Consider the following 21,935-nt stretch of genomic DNA (forward strand, 5'->3'; position numbering starts at 1 on the left):
CCCACAGGGGATCGCAGTGGCTGGGCGGACGCGATCCTGCCCTGCATTGGTGCGCAACGGCATACGTCAAATGACGTACTGCGTTACGTCAGGCTGCGTATACCCGCGATTGCCTGCCGCCGCCATGCTGGAGCCCTCATTGCACAGGAGTCGCCCCATGGAACCACGATTGATCCGCTCCACACCGCTGTTGGCCCTGTCGCTGCTGGCGGCCAGCCTGTTCAGCCAGGGCGTGCTGGCCGATAACGAAGGCTTGGCCGTGACGCCCACCGAAGTCACCGTCGGCCAGTTGCACTCGGCCACCGGCACCATGGCGATTTCCGAGACCGGCTCGATCCAGGCCGAACGCCTGGCTATCGAGCAAATCAACGCTTCGGGCGGGATCCTGGGACGCCAGATCAAAGTGATTCAGGAGGACGGCGCCTCCGACTGGCCGACCTTCGCCGAAAAGGCCAAGAAGCTGCTGGTCAACGACAAAGTCGCCGCCGTGTTCGGTTGTTGGACCTCGGCCTCGCGCAAAGCCGTGCTGCCGATCTTCGAGAAAGAAAACGGCCTGCTCTACTACCCGACCTTCTACGAAGGCCTGGAACAGTCGAAAAATGTGATCTACACCGGGCAGGAAGCCACGCAGCAGATCCTCGCCAGCCTGGATTGGATCGCCAAGACCAAAGGCGCCAAGACCTTCTACCTGGTCGGCTCCGATTACATCTGGCCGCGCACGTCGATGAAGATCGCCCGCAAGCACATTGAAAACGTACTGCACGGCAGCGTGGTCGGCGAAGACTACTACCCACTCGGCAACACCCAGTTCGGCTCGCTGATCAACAAGGTCAAGCTGAAAAAACCTGACGTGGTGTTCGCCGCCGTGGTGGGCGGTTCCAACGTGGCGTTCTACAAACAACTCAACGCGGCAGGCGTGAACGCGTCCAAGCAAACCCTGCTGACCCTGTCGGTCACCGAAGACGAACTGCTCGGCATCGGCGGCGAAAACATGGCCGGCTTCTACGCCTCGATGAAGTACTTCCAGAGCCTGGACAACCCGAACAACAAAGCCTTCGTCGAAGCCTTCAAGGCCAAGTACGGCAAGGACGCAGTGATCGGCGACGTGACCCAGGCGGCCTACCTCGGCCCGTGGCTGTGGAAAGCGGCGGTGGAGAAGGCCGGCAGTTTCGACGTGGATAAAGTCGTCGCCGCCTCACCGGGCATCGAGCTGAAAACCGCGCCAGAAGGTTATGTGAAGGTCCACGAGAACCACCACCTGTGGAGCAAGTCGCGCATCGGCGAAGTGCTGCCCAACGGCCAGTTCAAGGTGATCTACGAGTCGGATCTGATCGAACCGAATCCGTTTCCAAAAGGTTACCAATAACCCTCAGGCACACCGATTCAAATGTGGGAGGGGGCTTGCCCCCGATAGCGGTGGTTCAGTCAACTGATTGGCTACTGATACACCGCCATCGGGGGCAAGCCCCCTCCCACACAGAGCAACAGCAGACTGCATTTCATCTCTCTGTAGGAGACCATCATCATGGAATGGCTATCGGAATTTGGAGCCATCGCGGCGATGCAGGGGTTCAACGGTTTGTCCGTGTTCTGCGTGCTGTTGCTGATGGCGTTGGGACTGGCAATCATCTTCGGCCAGATGGGCGTGATCAACATGGCCCACGGTGAATTCCTGACCATCGGCGCCTACACCACCTACGTGTGTTCCAGCCTCACCGCGCACTTTGCGCCCAGCTTTCAACCCTATTACTTCTTCTTCGCCATTGCCTTGTCGTTCCTCGTTGCCGGCGCCGTCGGCTGGTTGGTCGAATGGGCGATGATCAGTCGCTTGTACAAGCGGCCGCTGGACACGCTGCTGGCGACCTGGGGCCTGTCTTTGGTCATGCAGCAAACCTTCCGCTCGGTGTTCGGCGCCCGCGAAGTCAGTGCCGAGCCACCGGCCTGGTTGATGGGCTCGGTGAACTTCACCGATGCGATTGAAATCCCGCGCAACGGCCTGTTCATGATGGCCCTGACCGTGCTGCTGACGGCGGCGATCTTCCTGATGTTGTACCGCTCGCGTTGGGGCTTGCAGGTGCGCGCCACGGTGCAGAACCGCCTGATGAGCCGCGCGGTCGGGATCAATACGCGCAAGGTCGACCGCATGACCTTCGCCCTCGGTTGCGGCGTGGCCGGGGTGGCCGGTGCGGCGTTCACCACCATCGGGTCAACCGGGCCGACGGCGGGCTCGCAGTACATCGTCGACACCTTTCTGGTCGTGGTGTTCGGCGGCGCGCAAAGCCTGTTTGGCACCATCGCCTCGGCGTTCGTGATCGCGCAGACGCAATCGCTGTCGGAGTTTTTCCTGAGTGGCTCGATGGCCAAGGTGCTGACCTTGTCCTCGGTGATTCTGATCCTGATGCTGCGCCCGCAAGGGTTGTTCTCCATCAAAGTGCGCAAGTAGAGGCGAGCAGATGAAGGCTTTAGACAAGCTGCTGGGCGGCCAGCAAAACCTGATCGGCATCGTGCTGCTGGCGTTGCTGATTCTCGTGGTGTTCCCCCTGACCCTGGATGCGTTCCGGCTGAACATGGTCGGCAAGTACCTGACCTACGCGTTTGTCGCGGTGGGGCTGGTGCTGTGCTGGGGCTATGGCGGCATTCTCAGCCTGGGGCAGGGCGTGTTCTTTGGGGTGGGCGGCTACTGCATGGCGATGTTCCTCAAGCTGGAGGCGTCGGACCCGCAGAGCACCAAGATCCAGTCCACACCGGGCATTCCGGACTTCATGGACTGGAACCAGATCACCGAGTTGCCCTGGCTGTGGCAGCCGTTTCACAGCTTTGGCTTTACCGTCGTCGCGGTGGTCGCCGTGCCGGTGCTGCTGGCTTTTATCATCGGCACGGCGCTGTTCAAACGGCGCGTGGGCGATGTGTATTTTTCCATCGTGACCCAGGCGATTGCGCTGATCCTCACGGTACTGATCGTCGGCCAGCAAGGGCTGACCGGCGGCGTCAACGGCATCACCGACCTCAAGACCTTGCTCGGTTGGGACCTGCGCACCGACAGCGCGAAGCTGATCCTGTACTTCATCAACGCCGGCTTGCTGTTTGGCTGCATCTTTATCGGTCGCTTCATTCTCGCGTCCAAACTCGGCCGCCTGCTGATGGCCATGCGCGACAAGGAAGAGCGCGTGCGCTTTTCCGGGTATGACGTGGCCAGTTTCAAGATCTTCGTGTTCTGCGTGGCTGCGGCGTTTTCGGCGATTGGCGGCGCCATGTTCGCCTTGCAGGTGGGCTTTATGTCGCCGTCGTTCGTCGGCATCGTGCCGTCGATCGAGATGGTGATCTTTGCCGCCGTGGGCGGGCGCATGTCACTGCTCGGCGCGGTGTATGGCGCGCTGTTGGTGAACTATGGCAAGACCTACTTTTCCGAGTCCTTTCCCGAGCTGTGGCTGTACCTGATGGGCGGGCTGTTTATCGCCGTGGTCATGTACTTCCCCAATGGCCTGGCCGGGTTGTGGGACAGCCACGGTCGGCAGGCATTGGCCCGACTGTTGCGCCGTCAACCGCCGATGAAAGCCGTGGCGCCGGTGGTCAAGCCCAAGACTGAAAGCAAAATCCTGGAGACCCAGCCATGACCGCCGTCGGCTTTGAAATGAACAAACCGGTGTTGGCCATCGAAGGCCTGACCGTGTCATTCGACGGCTTCAAGGCCGTCGACAACCTCAACCTGTATATCGACCGCAACGAAGTGCGTGTGGTCATCGGCCCCAACGGTGCCGGCAAGACCACGGTGCTCGACCTGATCTGCGGCAAGACCCGCGCCACCAGCGGCAGCATCCAGTTCGACGGCCAGGAACTGACCAAAATGCGCGAGTACAACATCGTGCGCGCCGGGGTCGGGCGCAAGTTCCAGAACCCGTCGATCTACGAAAACCTCACGGTGTTCGAGAACCTCGAGATGTCCTACCCGGCGGGTCGCAAGGTCTGGGGCGCGCTGTTTTTCAAGCGCAATGCCCAGGTGATCGCACGGGTGGAAGAGGTGGCGCGGGAGATCTTCCTTGGCGAGTTGCTGCAACAACAGGCGGACTTGCTGTCCCACGGGCAAAAGCAATGGCTGGAGATCGGCATGCTGCTGATGCAGGACCCCGAGCTGCTGATGCTCGACGAGCCCGTGGCCGGCATGAGCGTCAACGAGCGCGCGCAAACGGCGGAACTGCTCAAGCGCATCAGCCAGGGCCGCTCGGTGCTGGTGATCGAGCACGACATGGAGTTTGTCAAAAGCATCGCGCACAAAGTCACGGTGCTGCACCAGGGCAAGGTGCTCGCCGAGGGCAGCATGGAGTCGGTGCAAAGCAATCCGAAAGTCATCGAAGTGTATTTGGGCCACTGAGGAGTCCGGCATGTTCAAGATCGACCAGCTGTCATGCGGCTACGGGCAGAGCCAGATCCTCCACGACCTGGACCTGAACGTGGCCAAGCGCGAGATCGTCGCGGTGATGGGCCGCAATGGCATGGGCAAGACCACGTTGTTCAAGAGCTTGATGGGCATCCTGCCGCAGTGGAAAGGCCAGGTCAGCGTGGACGGACACGACGTGTCGGCGCTGGAAACCCATGAACGGGTCGAGCGCGGGATTGCCTATGTCCCCCAGGGCCGCATGATTTTTCCGAGCATGACGGTGCTGGAAAATATCCAGACCGGCCTGCCGGCCTCCGCGCGGGGCAAGGTGCCGGAGGATTTGTACGCGCTGTTCCCGGTGCTGTACGACATGCAATCGCGCAAAGGCGGCAACCTGTCCGGCGGGCAACAGCAACAGCTGGCGATTGCGCGGGCGCTGGCGACCAACCCCAAGGTGTTGCTGCTGGATGAACCGACGGAGGGCATTCAGCCGTCGATCATCAAGGACATTGCACGCACGCTGAAGGAGATTCGCAACCTGCGCGATCTGACTATCGTGGTCTCGGAGCAGGTGCTGTCGTTCACCCTGGAAATCGCCGACCGCTTTTTGGTGATCGAAAAGGGCCGCTTCGTGATCGAAGAGACGCGGGACCGGGTCGACGAGGCGACGATCAGCCGCTACCTGTCCGTCTAAACCACACAGGTCAACTGTGGGAGCGGGCTTGCTCGCGATGGCGGTCTATCAGTCAATCAAACTGTGACTGATAGACCGCCATCGCGAGCAAGCCCGCTCCCACATTTTTTGCGTATTCCAAGCAACCTTTTTATACGTCATCCAACGTATTCCCCGTTTTACCCCGCTCCCCGAGACTGGTTTCAACGCCACAAGCCATCCGTCCAGGAGCCAGTCCATGACCGAAACGCTGATCAAAGTCGACCTCAACCAACCCGTCACCGAAAACGAGCAGATCCACAACCGTTGGCACCCGGACATCCCGATGGCCTGCTGGGTCAAGCCGGGCGATGACTTCATCCTCGAAACCTACGACTGGACCGCCGGCGCGATCAAGAACAACGACGACGCCAGCGACGTGCGCGATGTGGACCTGTCCACCGTGCATTACCTGTCCGGCCCGGTGGGTGTGCACGGCGCCGAGCCCGGCGACTTGCTGGTGGTGGACTTGCTCGACATTGGCGCCAAGGCCGACTCCCAGTGGGGCTTCAACGGCTTCTTCTCGCGGCAGAACGGCGGGGGCTTTCTCACCGATCACTTCCCCAGTGCGCAAAAAGCGATCTGGGATTTCAAGGGCATGTTCACCCGCTCGCGGCACATTCCAGGCGTGAACTTCGCCGGCCTGATCCACCCTGGGCTGATCGGCTGCCTGCCGGACCCGGTGATGCTCGCCGACTGGAACCGCCGCGAACAGGAACTGATCGACACCAACCCCACCCGCGTACCGCCGCTGGCCAACGCGCCGCTGGCCGCCACCGCGCACATGGGCAAGCTCAAGGGCCAGGCCCGCGACGATGCCGCCGCCACGGGCGCGCGCACCGTGCCGCCGCGTGAGCATGGTGGTAACTGCGATATCAAGGACTTGTCACGCGGCTCGAAGATCTTCTTCCCGGTCTACGTCAACGGCGCCGGGCTGTCGGTGGGCGACTTGCACTTCAGCCAGGGCGACGGCGAAATCACCTTTTGCGGCGCCATCGAAATGGCCGGCTGGGTGCACATGAAGGTCGAGCTGATCAAGGGCGGCATGGCCAAGTACGGGATCAAGAACCCGGTGTTCAAGCCGAGCCCGATCACCCCGAACTACCAGAATTACCTGATCTTCGAGGGCATCTCGGTGGACGAACAGGGCCAGCAGCATTACCTGGACGTCAACGTCGCCTACCGCCAGGCGTGCCTGAATGCGATCAACTACCTGACCAAGTTCGGCTACTCACCGGCCCAGGGTTATGCGTTGCTCGGCTCGGCACCGGTGCAGGGGCATATCAGCGGCGTGGTGGATATTCCGAATGCATGCGCGACCTTGTGGCTGCCTACGGAAATCTTCGAGTTCGATATCAACCCCAACGCCAACGGCCCGACCCGGTTCCTCGACGGCAGCGTCGACCTGCCCATCGCCCCGGACCTGTAGCCATGCCGACCTACGAATACGCCTGCGAGGCGTGCGGTACGTTCACGATGTTGCGGCCGATCGCCCAGCGCAACGAACCCAGCCAGTGCCCGTACTGCGCAGGGCCGGGGGGGCAGTTGCGGGTATCGGCCCCGGCCTTGCAAACGCTGTCGGCCAACCAGCGCAAGGCCATCGCCGGCAACGAGCGCAGCGCCCACGCGCCGCAAACGCTCGGCGAGTACCAGGAAAACCGCCGACACCCAGCCGGATGCGGCTGCTGCGGCGCCAGTAAAAAGGTTGAACCGAGCAAGGCCAACCCGCTGGGCCTCAAGACCAAAACCGGGCCACGGCCGTGGATGATCAGTCACTAGACCAGGAGCGTTGCAATGCGTCATGCCTTGGGCGATGGCGACAGCCGGATGACCGGTGGCTGGTTTCTGTGCAATAGGCTTGCAGTCTGAATATTTTTGACTAATATAACCCGGGTAAAACAAATACTACCCGGGTATAAAACATGGATTCGCAAACCCCCCCTCGTTGCACCGCTTTCGTTCACCACCAACGTGTGGTGGACGGCCCCTATGCCCACGTTGCCCAGGCGTTGGCGGGCCTTGACCTGCCCTCCGGCAGCTTTCTGGTCTTCGACGATGCCAGCGGCACCCAGGTCGATTACCCTTGGCCCTTAGGTTATGCACCCGCGTTACCCGCGCCCGCAGAGGCGCAAGATGAGCCGCCCGCGGCCCCTACGGTCGGGCGCCCCAAGCTGGGCGTGGTCGCCCGCGAAGTCACTTTGCTGCCGCGCCACTGGGAGTGGTTGGGCCAGCAGCGTGGCGGTGCGTCGGCCGCGTTGCGGCGGTTGGTGGATGAAGCGCGCAATGCCCATGCCTGCCGTGATCAAATGCGCCAGGCCAAGGAGGCCAGCTATCGTTTCATGAGCGCCATCGGCGGTGACCTGCCGGGTTTCGAAGAGGCCTCGCGGGCGCTGTTTGCCCAGGACGCCGCAGACTTTTCCAATAAGATCGCGCTCTGGCCGGTGGACGTGCAGACGTACCTGGCCTGGCTGTCGCGCAACGCTTTTACTGCCTGATTATCATCCAGGGACCCGAACTACCATGGAAGTCACCCAACAACGCCCACTGTGGCAGATCTACCTGATCTTCCTCGCACCGATGGTGCTGTCCAACTTTCTGCAGAGCTTTTCCGGCACGCTCAATGGCATCTATGTCGGGCAAATGCTCGGTACCCAGGCGCTGGCGGCGGTGTCGGGGATGTTCCCCATCGTGTTTTTCTTTATCGCCCTGGTGATCGGCCTGGGAGCCGGGGCCTCGGTGTTGATCGGCCAGGCATGGGGGGCCAAGGAAATCCATATGGTCAAGGCAATCACCGGCGCCACCCTGACCCTGGGCGCGCTGGTGGGCTTGGTTGCGGCGGTGCTCGGCAGTCTGTTTGCGCGTCCGGCACTCCAGGCGCTGGGCACGCCGGGGGACGTGCTGGACGACGCGGTAGGCTATGCCCAGGTGATGATGCTGATCATGCCGCTGCTGCTGGTGTTTATTCTCTACACCCAGTTGCTGCGCGGTGTCAGTGACACGGTTTCGCCGTTGCTGGCGTTGATGGTCTCGACGTTCGTCGGCCTGCTGCTGACGCCAGCGCTGATCCGCGGCTGGATCGGCCTGCCGCCCATGGGAATCCAGAGCGCGGTGTATGCCGGCCTGGTGGGGAACGCAGCGGCCATGCTGTATCTGATCCTGCGCCTGCGGCATAAAAACCATGTGATGGCGCCGGACCGCGAATTGCTCGCGGCCTTGCGGTTGGACCGCCTGATTCTCGGCAAAGTCTTGCGCATTGGGCTGCCCACCGGACTCCAGATGGTGGTGCTGTCGCTGTCGGAGCTGGTCATCCTGGCCCTGGTCAACAGCCACGGCTCCCAGGCCACGGCGGCCTATGGCGCGGTGACGCAGATCGTCAACTATGTGCAGTTTCCGGCGCTGTCGATTGCCATTACTGCGTCGATCCTCGGTGCCCAGGCGATTGGTGCCGGGCGCCTGGAACGTATCGGGCCGATCCTGCGCACCGGGTTGCTGATCAATACCTGCCTGACCGGCGGCCTGATCCTGCTCGGCTACCTGCTGTCGCACTGGTTGATCGGCCTGTTCATCACCGACGACGCCGCGCGGATCAAGGCCGAACACCTGCTGCATATCATGCTGTGGAGCATTCTGGTGTTCGGCTTCCAGGCCGTGATAGGCGGGATCATGCGCGCCAGCGGCGTCGTGCTGATGCCGGTGGCGATTTCGATCTTCTGTGTGCTCGGCGTGGAATTGCCGGTGGCCTACCTGCTCAATGCGCAGTTCGGCCTGGAAGGGGTGTGGATGGCGTTTCCGCTGACGTACCTGGCGATGCTCGGTTTGCAGACCGCGTATTACCGGCTGGTGTGGCGGCATAAACAGATCACCCGGTTGGTGTGATAAAAGGTTGCGCAAATCAAGGAAAGAAGGCGTTTCAGTCATGGCAAATCCCTACGCCGAATTGTTCCAGGCGCCCGGCGCCCGGGCTTTCGTACTGGCCGGCATGCTCGCGCGCATGCCCATCTCCATGACCGGTATCGGCGTGATTACCATGCTCTCGCAGGTGCATGGCGGCTATGGCCTGGCGGGCTCGGTGGCGGCGGTGTTCGCCCTGGCCACGGCATTTTGTGCGCCGCAGGTGTCACGGCTGGTCGACCGCTACAGCCAGGGCAGGGTGTTGCCGATCGCTGCGCTGCTCGGCGGTGGGGCATTGTTGTTGCTGTTGCTGAGTACGCGTTTGCAGGCGCCGAACTGGGTGTTGTTTGTGTTCGCCGCGCTGGCCGGTTGCATGCCCAACATGTCGGCGATGGTGCGGGCACGCTGGACCGAGTTGTACCGGGGCCAGCCCAAGCTGCAGACCGCGTTTGCCCTGGAGTCGGTGCTCGACGAGGTGTGCTTTATCATCGGCCCGCCGATTTCGGTGGGGTTGAGCGTGGTGCTGTTTCCGGAGGCCGGGCCTTTGGTGGCGGCGTTGCTGTTGGCAGTCGGCGTCACTGCGTTCGTGATGCAACGCCAGAGCGAGCCGCCCGTGCATGAACGCCATGATCATCACGACCGCTGGCTGATCGCTTCGCCTTCGGTGTTGATCCTGATGATCCTGTTGCTGGCCATGGGGGTGATTGTCGGTGTGGTGGACGTGGTCAGCGTCGCTTTTGCCCAGCACCAGGGCCAACCGGCGGCGGCAAGTATTGTGCTGTCGGTGTATGCCATCGGCTCGTGTCTGGCCGGTCTGGCCTTTGGCACCCTCAAGCTCAAAGCCGCGTTGCCTCGCCAGTTCCTGTTCTGCGGGGTGGCCACGGCGTTGACGACCTTGCCGTTGTTGCTGGTGACCAATATCCCCGGCCTTGCGGTGGCAATCTTCATCTCCGGGCTGTTCTTTGCCCCAACCCTGATCGTGTCCATGGCCCTGGTGGAGCGGATCGTGCCGCCGAGCCGCCTGACCGAAGGCATGACCTGGCTGATCACCGGCCTGAGCATCGGCGTAGCCATCGGTGCCGCCAGCTCCGGCTGGATGATCGACCACTTCGGCGCGGCCAGCGGCTTCTGGGTGGCGCTGGCGGCGGGAGCGGTGGTGCTCGGCGCGGCCGTGTTGGGCAGTCGGCGGTTGGGCTAGTCAGCCAATCGCCGGGGCCGGTTCGGCGCAGTGATGTAGCAAAAACTCATTCAGCGCCTGGCGCGTCAGGTCGTTGAGCGTGACTTTTTTACGGCTCGCCGCCAGCGCGGCCGCCAGGTGCAGGTCATGGCCGACGCGCACATTGAACGAGCCTTTGCACGGCTTCTCCGGCGTTTGCCCCAGGGCCTGGCAGGTCTTGATGTAGTCATCCACGGCCTCGCGAAAGGCCGCGTCCAGCTCTGCGACGGTTTTCCCTTCGTAGCTCACCAACGCCTTGATGAACAGGATTTTGCCGAACAGGCAGTTGTCGTCGAGGCTGGCTTCGATAGAGCCGATGTAGCCTTTGTGTTTGAGTGGGTTGTTCACTGAATCAGTTCTCCTGATTTCAATTGTTCGATGATCTGGCGCCGAATGTAGTGCTTCAGTTCGTTGCCGGGGTGCGGCTTGTGCAACGTGATCATTGCACTCGGGTCACCGATGTCGAACTTGACGCGGCTTCCAGCGCCTTCGATCTGCGTGTAGCCAAGGCGACGCAACAGCGTGACGCGCTCGGGCCAGGTAAATGCCATGTGCTCGTTGAGCAATTTGGCTAGCAGCTTCTCTTTTTTTGGACACGGCGTTCACCGCGTGTAACTAAATTTAGTTGCACGATGTGGTGTGCGTCAATGCTAGCCCGACTTCGTGCGCCTTTCCCGAGATTGATGTAACCCCTGATGACGCGTCGCTCGACGCCCGCCATCCCCCGCTAATTTTTGCCTGCCCGGTTCGTTTTATAGGGACGACGTGCCTTTGTGCTTCCCGCCTATTGCTCCGGACTCCAAGAAATGAATGCTGAAGACTCCTTGAAACTCGCTCGCCGGTTTATCGGGTTGCCCCTGGAAAAACGCCAACTGTTCCTGCAGGCGCTGCAGAAGGAAGGGGTGGATTTTTCCCGGTTCCCGATTCCGGCAGGGGTGGAGGCGGCGGATCGCCAGGCGTTGTCCTACGCGCAGCAGCGCATGTGGTTCCTTTGGCAACTCGACCCGGCCAGCGGCGCCTACAACCTGCCGGGGGCGGTGCGGCTCAAGGGCGCACTGAGTCTGAGCGCTATGCGGCAGGCGTTCTCTAGTCTGGTGGCGCGCCATGAAACCTTGCGCACGGTGTTCCAGCGCCAGGCTGATGAGCGCCTGGCGCAAGTCGCGGTCGAGCCGTCGTTGGCGGTCGAGCCGCTCGATCTGAGCGCGCTGGCCCCCGCCGAGCGCGAGCAGGCGGTCAACGACGCGCTCATCGGTCAATCGCTGCTGCCGTTCGACCTGGAGCACGGCCCGCTGCTGCGCGTGCAATTGCTCAAGCTGGACGCGCAGGAGCACGTCTTGCTGCTGACCTTGCACCACATCGTCTCCGATGGCTGGTCGATGAACGTGCTGATCGACGAGTTCATCCGCTGCTACGACGCCCATGAGCGCAACAAGGCACCGCAACTGCCGCCATTGCCGATCCAATACAGCGACTACGCCCTGTGGCAGCGCCGTTGGCTGGAAGCGGGGGAGCAGGCCCGTCAGCTCGAATACTGGCAAGCGCGCCTGGGCGACGAGCATCCGGTACTGGAGTTGCCGACCGATCGTCCGCGCCCGGCCATGCCCAGCTACCTGGGCACGCGCCATTCCTTCGCGATTGAGCCAGCCCTGGCCGCGCAACTGCGCCGCTGTGCGCAACAACACAACGTCACCCTGTTCATGCTGCTGCTCGGCGGGTTCAACGTATTGCTGCATCGCTATACCGGCCAGGGCGACATCCGCATCGGCGTGCCGATCGCCAACCGTAACCGCAGTGAAGTCGAAGGGTTGATCGGCTTTTTCGTCAACACCCAGGTGCTGCGCACCGAGCTCACCGGGCAGACCCGTGTCGCCGAGCTGCTGCAGGACATCCGGGAGCACGCCCTGGGCGCCCAGGCTCACCAGGATTTGCCGTTCGAACGCCTGGTCGAAGCGCTGAAGGTCGAACGCAGCCTGAGCCATACGCCGCTGTTCCAGGTGATGTACAACCACCAGCCGGTGGTGGCGGACATGGCCTCGGTCCGTACCGCTTCCGGCCTGGAACTGGCCCTGGTCGAGGGGCAAGGCCGCACCACTCAGTTCGATTTGACCCTGGACACCTATGAACAAGCCGGCACCCTGCAGGCCGCGCTGACCTATGCCAACGACCTGTTCGACGCGCCCTCCATCGCACGCATGGCGCGGCACTGGATCAGCCTGTTGCAGGCGATGGTCGCCGACGGCGAACAGCGCATTGGCGAGTTGCCGATGCTGGCCGCCGACGAACAACACGTGGGGGTGCATGCCTGGAACCAGACCGCCGAGGCGTACCCGACCGAGCGCGCCATTCACCATTTGATCGAAGACCAAGTACAGCGCACGCCGGATGCGCCGGCGCTGGTGTTTGGCCACACCACCTTGACCTATGCCCAACTCGAGGCCCGCGCCAACCAACTGGCCCATGCCTTGCGCGAGCAGCAGGTCGGCCCCGATGTGCTGGTCGGTGTCTGTGTCGAGCGCTCGGTCGAGATGGTGGTCGGCCTGCTGGCGATCCTCAAGGCCGGCGGCGCCTACGTGCCGCTGGACCCGGAATATCCGCGTGAGCGCCTGGCCTACATGATCGAAGACAGTGGCGTGCGCCTACTGCTCAGCCAGCAGAGCCTGTTGCCGTTGCTGCCCGTCGAAGGCCTGCAGGTGATTGCCCTCGACCAGGCGGCGCAGTGGCTCGACGGTTACAGCCGCGCGGCGCCAGCGGTGCCGATCCACGCGCTGAACCTCGCCTATGTGATCTACACCTCCGGCTCCACCGGCCAACCCAAGGGCGCCGGTAACAGCCATCGTGCGCTGGTCAACCGCTTGTGCTGGATGCAACAGGCGTATGGCCTGGATGCCAGCGATGCGGTCTTGCAGAAAACCCCGTTCAGCTTTGACGTGTCGGTATGGGAGTTCTTCTGGCCGCTGATGACCGGCGCACGCCTGGTGGTCGCAGCGCCTGGCGAACACCGCGAGCCGGCGCGACTGATCGAAACCCTCGACGCGCAGGCGATCACGACCGTGCACTTCGTGCCGTCGATGCTCCAGGCCTTCATCCATGAGCCCGGCGTGCAACGTTGCAGGCGCCTCACGCGCATCGTGTGCAGCGGTGAAGCCTTGCCCGTGGACGCGCAAAACCAGGTGTTCGCCAAACTGCCGAACGCGGCGTTGTACAACCTCTATGGCCCGACCGAAGCCGCTATCGACGTGACTCACTGGACCTGCGTCGACGAAGGCGCGGCCAGCGTGCCCATCGGCCGGCCGATCGCCAACCTCGCCACCTACGCGCTCGACGCGCAACTCAACCCGGTGCCGGCCGGCGTTAGCGGCGAGCTGTACCTCGGCGGCACGGGCCTGGCGCGCAGTTATCAGCGTCGCCCGGCGCTGACCGCCGAGCGTTTTGTGCCGAGTCCGTTCATTGCTGGCGAACGCCTGTATCGCAGCGGCGACCGCGTGCGCCAACGCACCGATGGGGTGATTGAATACCTCGGCCGCCTCGACCATCAGGTCAAGCTGCGTGGCCTGCGCATTGAGCTCGGCGAAATCGAAACGCGCCTGCTGCAACACCCCGGCGTGCGCGAAGCGGTGGTGCTGGTGCATGGCGGCAAACAACTGGTGGCCTATTTGGTACTGGAAGGCCAAGCGCCGACTGACCTCAAGGCCTGGCTGCTCGGCAGGCTGCCGGAATACATGGTGCCGACGCATCTGATCGCCCTGGCGCAGTTGCCGGTGACCGCCAACGGCAAGCTGGATCGCAAGGCCCTGCCATTGCCGGACGCCGCCGCGCAGCAGACCTATAGCGCCCCGGAAACGCCCGTACAACAAACCCTGGCTGCGATCTGGAGCGATGTGCTTGGCATTTCGCAGGTCGGCCTGGACGACAACTTTTTCGAACTGGGCGGTGATTCAATCATCTCCATCCAGGTGGTCAGCCGCGCCCGTCAGGCGGGGATTCGCCTGAGCCCACGCGACCTGTTCCAGTACCAGAGCGTGCGCAGCCTGGCGTTGGTGGCGAGCCTGGAGTCTGCTATCACGATTGACCAAGGCCCGGTCAGCGGTGAAGTAATCCTGACGCCGGTGCAGCAGGGCTTCTTCGCCCAGGCGATCCCGGCGCGTGAACATTGGAACCAGTCGCTGTTGCTGACCCCGCGTGAGGCGCTGGAGCCTGCACGGCTGGACGCGGCCTTAACGCAGTTGATCAACCATCACGATGCCCTGCGCCTGCGTTTTACCCAGCAGGCCGGTGGCTGGCGGCAAGCTCACGCGGCCCCAGTTGCGGCGTCCGTGTTGTGGCAATCCTACGCCGCGAGCGACGCCGAACTGGCGGCGCTGTGCGATGAAGCCCAACGCAGCCTCGATCTCGAACAAGGGCCGCTGCTGCGCGCGGCATTGGTGAGCTTGGCCGATGGCAGCCAGCGCGTGTTGCTGGTGGTGCATCACCTGGTGGTCGATGGCGTGTCCTGGCGCATCCTGCTCGAAGACCTGCAACAGGCGTACCGCGCGCAAACGCTGCCGAGCAAAACCAGCGCCTACCAGCATTGGGCCCAGCAACTGCAGGCCTACGCGGCAACGCTCAACGCGCAATTGCCTTACTGGCAGGCACAGTCCTTGGACGCCGATCTGCCGTGCGACAACCCCCAGGGCGGCCTGCAAAACCGCCTGGGCACCACGCTCGAAATGCGCCTTAACGCCGAACAGACCCGCCAACTGCTGCACGACGCCCCGGCGGCGTACCGCACCCAGGTCAACGACCTGCTGCTGACGGCCTTGGCGCGGGTGATCAGTCGTTGGAGCGGCCAGCCCGCTGCGCTGATCCAGTTGGAAGGGCATGGCCGCGAAGACCTGTTCGATGCGCTCGACCTGACGCGCACGGTCGGTTGGTTCACCAGCCTGTTCCCGGTGCGCCTGCAAGGCGACGGCGAGCTGTCGAGCGCGATCAAATCGGTCAAGCAACAACTGCGCGCCGTGCCCGACAAAGGCCTGGGCTACGGTGTGTTGCGCTACCTCGGTACGCCCGAGGCGCGCGAATCCCTCGCAGGCCTTGGCGCACCGCGCATCACCTTCAACTACCTGGGCCAGTTCGACCGCCAGTTCAATGAGTCGGCGCTGTGGGTGCCGGCCAACCAGGGCAGTGGCCAGGCCCAGGACCCCGAAGCAGCGTTGGCCAACTGGCTGACGGTGGAAGGGCAGGTGTACGGCGGCGAGCTTGCGCTGCGATGGGGCTTCAGCCGCGAGATGTTCGAGGCTTCGACCATTCAAGGCCTGGTGGACGATTACCGGCGCGAACTGCTGGCCCTGATCGAACACTGCGTCGACCCGCAACACGGCGGTTTCACCCCCGTCGATGTCGACCTGGCGCGCCTCACCCAGCAGCAACTGGATGACCTGGCGCTGTCGCCCAGAGAGGTGCAGGACCTGTACCCGCTGTCGCCGATGCAACAGGGCATGCTGTTCCACAGCCTGTACCAACAGGGCCAGGACGACATCTACGTCAGCCAACTGCGCGCCGACATCCACGGCCTCGACGTGCCGCGTTTCCGGCGCGCCTGGGAGCACGCACTGGCGCGGCACGCCATGCTGCGCACCGGGTTTGTCTGGCAGGATGCCCAGGCGCAGCCGCTGCAGGCGGTGTATCACACGCTCGGTTTGCCGTTCGCCGAATATGACTGGCAGGCCCGGCCAGATCAGCAGGCAGCACTGGATGCCTTGGGCGAATCGACCCGGGCGCAAGGTTTTGTGTTGGAACACGCGCCGCTGCTGAGCCTGAAACTGGTGCGTACCGGTGTCGATCGCTTTCACCTGATCTACACCAATCACCACATTCTGCTGGATGGCTGGAGCCGCGCGCAGCTATTCGGCGAGGTCTTGCAGCACTATGCCGGGCGGCCGTTGGCCGCACTGCAAGGGCATTACCGCGACTACATCGGTTGGCTGCAGGCCCAGGACGCGGCGGCCAGCGAGGCGTTCTGGAAAAGCCAACTGACGGCGTTGCAGGAACCGACGCGCCTGGCGCGTGGCACGCCGTCGGGTCACCCGTCGGCCAAGGGCAGCTACGAGCTGGCGCTTAGCACCGAGCAGACCGCGCAACTCAAGGCTTTCGCCCAGGCACACAAAGTCACCCTGAACACCCTCGTGCAAGGCGCCTGGGCGTTATTGCTGCAACGCCACACCGGCCAGGACAGCGTGGTGTTCGGCGCGACGGTTTCCGGGCGGCCCGCCGGCTTGGCGGGCGTGGAGCAGCAGGTCGGGCTGTTCATCAACACGTTGCCGGTGATCACCACGCCGAGCCCGACGCTGTGGGTCGCTGACTGGTTGCAGCAGCTCCAGCAACAGAACCTGAGCCTGCGTGAACACGAGCACACGCCGCTGTTCGACATCCAGCGATGGGCCGGGGCCAGCGGTGCCGCATTGTTCGACACGCTGTTGGTGTTTGAAAACTACCCGGTGTCCACCGCGCTGGCCGCCGGTGCGCCGGCCGGGCTGGCCTTCAGCAACGTGCAGAACCTCGAACAAACCCATTACCCGCTGACGGTGCTGCTGGGGGCAGGGGCTGCGTTGGCGTTCGAGTTCAGCTTTGATGTGCAGTTGTTCAGTGAGGCGCAGATTCGGCAGTTGGCCGAACACTTCCAGTACCTCCTGCACGGCTTGGCCAGTGCAACGCCGCAGCGGTTGGGGGATTTGCCGTCGCTGACGGACGCAGCACGCCGGCAGGTGCTGTACGACTGGAACGCCACGGCGCGCGATTACCCGCTGCAGCGTTGCGTGCATCAGTTGATCGAAGCGCAGGTGGCGCGCACGCCGCACGCACCCGCCTTGGTGTTCGGCCAACAGCGCCTGGATTATGCCGAGCTGAACCGCCGCGCCAACCGCTTGGCCCATCGCTTGATGGACGCCGGCGTGGGCCCCGATGTGCTGGTCGGGCTGGCGCTGGAACGTTCCATCGACATGGTCGTCGGCCTGTTGGCGGTGCTCAAGGCCGGTGGCGCTTACGTGCCGCTGGACCCGGACTACCCGCGTGAACGCCTGGCTTATATGCTCGAAGACAGTGGCGTGAAGTTGCTGCTGACCCAGGCGCACTTGCTGGAACAGCTGCCGATTCCCCAAGGCTTGCAAACTCTGCTGTTGGGCGAGTCAACCTTTGAAGGCTACCGCGAGCACAACCCAGACGTTGCCCTGCACGGCGAAAACCTCGCCTATGTGATCTACACCTCCGGCTCCACCGGCCAGCCCAAAGGCGCCGGCAACCGGCATGCGGCCCTGACCAACCGCTTGCTGTGGATGCAGGAAGCCTACGCCCTCGACCTCGGCGACGCGGTGCTGCAAAAGACCCCATTCAGCTTCGACGTGTCGGTGTGGGAGTTCTTCTGGCCGTTGATGACCGGCTCACGCCTGGTGGTCGCCGCGCCGGGTGACCATCGCGAGCCGGCCAGGTTGATCGACCTGATCAATGCCGAACGCATCACCACGCTGCACTTCGTGCCGTCGATGTTGCAGGCGTTCCTGCAAGAGCCGGCGGTCGCTACCTGCCACAGCTTGCGGCGCATCGTGTGCAGCGGCGAGGCGCTGGCGGTGGACGCGCAGCAGCAAGTCTTCGCCAAGTTACCGCAGGCCCGGCTCTACAACCTGTACGGCCCGACCGAAGCGGCGATCGACGTGACCCACTGGACGTGCGTCGATGAAGGTCGCGATGCGGTACCGATTGGCCGTCCGATTGCCAACCTGGGTGGCTACATCCTCGACAATCACCTCGAACCGGCCCCGGTCGGTGTCTTGGGTGAGTTGTACCTGGGCGGCGTCGGCCTGGCCCGGGGTTACCATCGCCGTCCTGCATTGACTGCCGAACGCTTCATCGCGCATCCCTTCGTCAACGGCGAACGTCTGTATCGCACCGGCGACCTGGCGCGTTATCGCGATGACGGCGTAATCGAATACGCCGGTCGCATCGATCATCAAGTCAAGCTGCGCGGCTTGCGCATTGAACTGGGCGAGATCGAAGCGCGCCTGCTGGAACACGACCGTGTGCGTGAAGCCGCAGTGCTGGCGGTCGACGGCCAATACCTGGTGGGTTACCTGGTGCTGCAAGACGCTGGCGATGATTGGCGCGATGCAGTCAGCGCGCATTTGGCCTGCCATCTACCGGACTACATGGTCCCGGCGCAATGGCAATTGCTGGCACGCATGCCCCTTAGCCCCAACGGCAAACTCGACCGCAAGGCGCTGCCCAAACCGCAGGCCGCCAACCGCGAGTACCGCGCACCGCACAGCGAGCGCGAGCAGCAGATCGCCGCGATCTGGGCCGAGGTGCTGGAGCTGGAACGCGTCGGTCTGAACGACAACTTCTTTGAACTGGGCGGGCATTCCCTGCTGGCCACGCAAGTGGTGTCACGCTTGCGCCATGGCCTGGGCCTCGATGTGGGCTTGAAGGCGCTGTTCGATCAACCGGCGCTGGGCGATTTTATCCGCACCTTGGCGCCGGCATGTCTTGAAACCAGCCGCATCGAGCGGGTTGAACGCGACCAACCGCTGGCCTTGTCCTATGCGCAGGAGCGTCAGTGGTTTCTCTGGCAACTGGACCCGCACAGCGCCGCCTACCATGTGCCACGGGCCTTGCGCCTCAAGGGCCGGCTTGACCACGCGGCTTTGCAGCGGGCCTTCGACAGCCTGGTGGCGCGCCACGAAAGCCTGCGCACCCACGTGCAACAAGAGGCCGAGCACACCGTGCAGGTGATCCGCCCGTCGGCGCGGATCGAACTGGCCTTGGTCGACATTGACGCAACCGCCCTCAAAGCGCGGGTGCAGGCCTGCGTTACCCAGCCATTCGACCTGCGCCAGGGCCCGCTGATGCGCGTCAGCCTGCTGCGCCTGGCCGCGGATGAGCATGTCTTGGTGCTGGTGCAGCACCACATCATCTCCGATGGCTGGTCGATGCAGGTAATGGTCGACGAGCTGGTGCAGCTCTACGCCGCCTATAGCCAGGGCCAGGCCCTGCAATTGCCGGCGTTGCCGATCCAATACGTCGACTATGCGCTGTGGCAACGCCGTTGGATGGACGCCGGGGAGAAGGCCCGCCAACTCGCGTACTGGCGTGCAGTGCTCGGTGGCGAGCAGCCCGTGCTGGAACTGCCGTTCGATCACCAACGCCCGGCCGTGCCGACCCATCGCGGTGCGCGCTTGAATATCGCGCTGGCGGCGCCGTTGCTTGACGCTCTCAAGACCCTGGCCCAAGGCGAAGGCGTGACGCTGTTCATGCTGTTGCTGGCGTCGTATCAAGTCTTGTTGCACCGCTACAGCGGCCAGCAGGATATCCGCGTCGGCGTGCCGATCGCCAACCGCAACCGCGTGGAAACCGAGCGCCTGCTCGGCTTCTTCGTCAACACCCAGGTGCTCAAGGCCGAGATCGATGGGCACACCACCGTCCGCCAACTGTTGGCCCAGGTCAAACAGCGTGCGCTGGAGGCGCAGGCGCACCAGGACCTGCCGTTCGAACAGCTGGTCGAGGCTTTGCAGCCGGAGCGCAGCCTTAGTTTGAGCCCATTGTTCCAGGTTGCGTTCAACCACCATGTCAGCCGGTCCGGCCGGCATTTACAACGCCTGGCGCAGTTGGACATGAGCCCGGTGAGCTGGGACGAAACGGTCGCGCAATTCGACTTGACCCTGGATATCGAGGAGTCCGACGAGCAACTGGGCGCATCGCTGAGTTACGCCACCGATCTGTTCGAAGCCTCCACCATCGAGCGCATGGCGCGACACTGGCAGAACCTGTTGCAGGCGATGGTTGCCGACCAGCAACAAAGCATCGCCCAGTTGAACCTGTTGGACAGTGATGAGCAGCAGCACATTTTGCAGCTGTGGGATCGCACCGATTCGGGCTTCTCGGCCCAGCGTCTGGTACACGAATTGGTCGCCGACCGTGCACGGGAAACCCCCGGTGCGGTGGCGGTGAAGTTCGATGCGCAGCACTTGACCTATGGCGAGCTGGATCGCCAGGCCAACCGCCTGGCCCATGCCCTGATCGCCCGTGGCATTGCTCCGGAAGTGCGTGTGGCGATTGCCCTGCCGCGCAGTGCCGAGAGCTTGGTGGCGTTCCTTGCCGTGCTCAAAGCGGGTGGCGTGTACGTGCCGCTGGATGTCGAATACCCGCGTGATCGCCTGCTCTACATGATGCAGGACAGCAATGCGAAGTTGCTGTTGACGCACAGCCGAGTCATGCAGCAACTGCCGCTGGCCGAGGGCCTGGACACCCTGGCGATTGATAATCGCGAGGCGTGGGCCGATTACAGCGACACCGCACCAGAGGTCACGCTGCACGGCGACAACCTCGCCTACGTGATCTACACCTCCGGCTCCACCGGCCTGCCCAAAGGCGTGGCCGTCGCCCACGGCCCGTTGGTGGCGCACATCATCGCCACCGGCGAACGCTACGAAACCACGCCGGCCGATTGCGAATTGCACTTCATGTCGTTCGCCTTCGACGGTTCCCACGAAGGCTGGATGCACCCGTTGATCAACGGCGCCAGCGTGCTGATCCGCGACGACAGCCTCTGGTTGCCGGAGCACACCTACGCGCAGATGCATCGCCACAACGTGACGATGGCGGTGTTCCCGCCGGTGTACCTGCAACAACTGGCCGAACATGCCGAACGCGACGGCAATCCACCGGCCGTGCGCGTGTATTGCTTCGGCGGTGATGCGGTGGCGCAGGCTAGCTACGACCTGGCTTGGCGTGCGCTTAAACCGACGTACTTGTTCAATGGCTACGGCCCGACCGAAACCGTGGTCACGCCACTGCTGTGGAAGGCCCGCCGAGGCGACCCGTGCGGCGCGGTTTACGCGCCCATCGGCACACTGCTGGGCAACCGCAGCGGCTACGTATTGGACGCGCAACTCAACCTGCAACCGATCGGCGTGGCCGGCGAGCTGTACCTGGGCGGCGAGGGCGTTGCTCGTGGTTATCTCGACCGTCCTGCGTTAACGGCTGAGCGCTTTGTGCCGGACCCGTTCGGCAAAGCCGGCAGCCGCGTCTACCGCAGCGGCGACCTGACCCGTGGCCGTGCGGATGGCGTGGTCGACTACCTCGGCCGCGTCGACCATCAAGTGAAAATCCGTGGCTTTCGCATCGAACTGGGCGAAATCGAAGCGCGGCTGCGCGAACAGGACAGCGTCAGCGAAAGCGTGGTGGTGGCCCAGGACGGTCCGACCGGCAAGCAGTTGGTGGCCTATGTCGTACCGGCCGATCCCGCTTTGATCAACGAAGTCGAGTTCCGCGACGCCCTGCGCCGCGCACTCAAGACCCGTCTGCCGGATTACATGCTGCCCACGTATTTCATGTGCATGGCGCAGATGCCGCTGACCCCCAACGGCAAGCTCGACCGCAAGGGCCTGCCCACGCCGGACGCGAGCCAGTTGCAGCAGCACTATGTGGCCCCCGAAACCGAGTTGGAGCAGCAGATCGCCGCGATCTGGGCCGATGTGCTGCGCCTGCCGCAAGTGGGTCTCAACGACAACTTCTTCGAAGTCGGCGGCCATTCGCTGCTGGCGATCCAGATCACCTCGCGGGTCCAGGCCGAGTTGGGCCTGGAGGTGCCGTTGGTGGACGTGTTCCAGACCGAATCATTGCGCGCCTATGCCCAGGCAGCGGCGACGTTCCGCGCCGGTACCGCGCAAGATTTTGATGACCTTCGTGACTTTTTGAGCGAACTAGAGGCGATTTGA

13 protein-coding genes are annotated in these 21,935 nt (G+C 63.4%); 11 read left to right on the plus strand and 2 right to left on the minus strand.

Going from position 1 to position 21,935, the window contains the following annotated elements; genetic code table 11:
- Positions 1 to 157: 157 nt before the first annotated feature.
- The 10 genes from urtA to P3S72_RS13695 all read left to right on the plus strand — a co-directional run bounded on the left by urtA (position 158) and on the right by P3S72_RS13695 (position 10,176).
- The gene (gene urtA / locus P3S72_RS13650) at positions 158 to 1,366 is read left to right on the plus strand and encodes an urea ABC transporter substrate-binding protein (RefSeq protein WP_247399793.1); all 1,209 of its coding nucleotides are present in this window, start codon (positions 158 to 160) and stop codon (positions 1,364 to 1,366) included.
- Positions 1,367 to 1,525: 159 nt separating this feature from the next.
- Positions 1,526 to 2,443 carry an urea ABC transporter permease subunit UrtB gene (gene urtB, locus P3S72_RS13655; RefSeq protein ID WP_010564283.1) on the plus strand — a complete coding sequence of 306 codons (918 nt, stop codon included), beginning with the start codon at positions 1,526 to 1,528 and terminating at the stop codon, positions 2,441 to 2,443.
- 10 nt (positions 2,444 to 2,453) lie between these two features.
- On the plus strand, positions 2,454 to 3,614 hold the full coding sequence (gene urtC, locus P3S72_RS13660) for an urea ABC transporter permease subunit UrtC (protein WP_276197731.1): 1,161 nt from the start codon (positions 2,454 to 2,456) through the stop codon (positions 3,612 to 3,614).
- Complete coding sequence (gene urtD, locus P3S72_RS13665; protein ID WP_247399797.1) at positions 3,611 to 4,369, plus strand: urea ABC transporter ATP-binding protein UrtD; 759 nt, start codon at positions 3,611 to 3,613, stop codon at positions 4,367 to 4,369. The genes urtC and urtD overlap by 4 nt, the downstream gene beginning before the upstream one ends.
- Before the next feature lie 10 nt (positions 4,370 to 4,379).
- Positions 4,380 to 5,069, plus strand: a complete 690-nt coding sequence (gene urtE, locus P3S72_RS13670) for an urea ABC transporter ATP-binding subunit UrtE (RefSeq protein WP_046383753.1) — start codon at positions 4,380 to 4,382, stop codon at positions 5,067 to 5,069.
- 217 nt (positions 5,070 to 5,286) lie between these two features.
- Positions 5,287 to 6,516 (plus strand): formamidase, encoded by a 1,230-nt coding sequence (fmdA, locus tag P3S72_RS13675; RefSeq protein WP_276197732.1) that lies wholly within the window; start codon positions 5,287 to 5,289, stop codon positions 6,514 to 6,516.
- A gap of 2 nt (positions 6,517 to 6,518) precedes the next feature.
- A complete protein-coding gene (locus tag P3S72_RS13680) occupies positions 6,519 to 6,866 on the plus strand; it encodes a zinc ribbon domain-containing protein (RefSeq protein ID WP_253396519.1) in 348 nt (115 codons plus the stop codon).
- A 143-nt stretch (positions 6,867 to 7,009) separates the two neighbouring features.
- Complete coding sequence (locus P3S72_RS13685; protein ID WP_276197733.1) at positions 7,010 to 7,582, plus strand: DUF2239 family protein; 573 nt, start codon at positions 7,010 to 7,012, stop codon at positions 7,580 to 7,582.
- A gap of 25 nt (positions 7,583 to 7,607) precedes the next feature.
- On the plus strand, positions 7,608 to 8,963 hold the full coding sequence (locus P3S72_RS13690) for an MATE family efflux transporter (RefSeq protein WP_276197734.1): 1,356 nt from the start codon (positions 7,608 to 7,610) through the stop codon (positions 8,961 to 8,963).
- Positions 8,964 to 9,003: 40 nt separating this feature from the next.
- Positions 9,004 to 10,176 carry an MFS transporter gene (locus tag P3S72_RS13695; protein ID WP_276197735.1) on the plus strand — a complete coding sequence of 391 codons (1,173 nt, stop codon included), beginning with the start codon at positions 9,004 to 9,006 and terminating at the stop codon, positions 10,174 to 10,176.
- Here the strand turns inward: P3S72_RS13695 and P3S72_RS13700 are convergent, their stop codons facing one another.
- Both P3S72_RS13700 and P3S72_RS13705 read right to left on the minus strand, forming a co-directional pair.
- Positions 10,177 to 10,542, minus strand: coding sequence for a type II toxin-antitoxin system HicB family antitoxin (locus tag P3S72_RS13700; protein WP_276197736.1), 366 nt, complete (start codon positions 10,540 to 10,542; stop codon positions 10,177 to 10,179).
- Entirely contained in the window at positions 10,539 to 10,745 is a 207-nt protein-coding gene (locus P3S72_RS13705; protein WP_276197737.1) for a type II toxin-antitoxin system HicA family toxin, read from the minus strand. Before P3S72_RS13705 ends, P3S72_RS13700 begins: the two co-directional genes overlap by 4 nt.
- Before the next feature lie 255 nt (positions 10,746 to 11,000).
- On the opposite strand from P3S72_RS13705, the gene P3S72_RS13710 reads away from it, so the two are divergent.
- The gene (locus P3S72_RS13710; RefSeq protein ID WP_276197738.1) at positions 11,001 to 21,935 is read left to right on the plus strand and encodes a non-ribosomal peptide synthase/polyketide synthase; all 10,935 of its coding nucleotides are present in this window, start codon (positions 11,001 to 11,003) and stop codon (positions 21,933 to 21,935) included.

Source organism: Pseudomonas sp. D3 (assembly GCF_029320995.1).
In the GTDB taxonomy this organism is placed as follows: Bacteria; Pseudomonadota; Gammaproteobacteria; order Pseudomonadales; family Pseudomonadaceae; genus Aquipseudomonas; species Aquipseudomonas paraveronii.

Excerpts from the sequence above, each read along its gene's own strand:
- urtD (WP_247399797.1), top strand. The coding sequence starts at position 3,611 with ATGACCGCCGTCGGCTTTGAAATGAACAAACCGGTGTTGGCCATCGAA.
- urtC (WP_276197731.1), top strand. The coding sequence starts at position 2,454 with ATGAAGGCTTTAGACAAGCTGCTGGGCGGCCAGCAAAACCTGATCGGC.
- P3S72_RS13680 (WP_253396519.1), top strand. The coding sequence starts at position 6,519 with ATGCCGACCTACGAATACGCCTGCGAGGCGTGCGGTACGTTCACGATG.
- P3S72_RS13705 (WP_276197737.1), bottom strand. The coding sequence starts at position 10,745 with ATGGCATTTACCTGGCCCGAGCGCGTCACGCTGTTGCGTCGCCTTGGC.
- fmdA (WP_276197732.1), top strand. The coding sequence starts at position 5,287 with ATGACCGAAACGCTGATCAAAGTCGACCTCAACCAACCCGTCACCGAA.
- P3S72_RS13710 (WP_276197738.1), top strand. The coding sequence starts at position 11,001 with ATGAATGCTGAAGACTCCTTGAAACTCGCTCGCCGGTTTATCGGGTTG.
- urtA (WP_247399793.1), top strand. The coding sequence starts at position 158 with ATGGAACCACGATTGATCCGCTCCACACCGCTGTTGGCCCTGTCGCTG.
- urtB (WP_010564283.1), top strand. The coding sequence starts at position 1,526 with ATGGAATGGCTATCGGAATTTGGAGCCATCGCGGCGATGCAGGGGTTC.
- P3S72_RS13695 (WP_276197735.1), top strand. The coding sequence starts at position 9,004 with ATGGCAAATCCCTACGCCGAATTGTTCCAGGCGCCCGGCGCCCGGGCT.
- P3S72_RS13690 (WP_276197734.1), top strand. The coding sequence starts at position 7,608 with ATGGAAGTCACCCAACAACGCCCACTGTGGCAGATCTACCTGATCTTC.
- P3S72_RS13685 (WP_276197733.1), top strand. The coding sequence starts at position 7,010 with ATGGATTCGCAAACCCCCCCTCGTTGCACCGCTTTCGTTCACCACCAA.
- urtE (WP_046383753.1), top strand. The coding sequence starts at position 4,380 with ATGTTCAAGATCGACCAGCTGTCATGCGGCTACGGGCAGAGCCAGATC.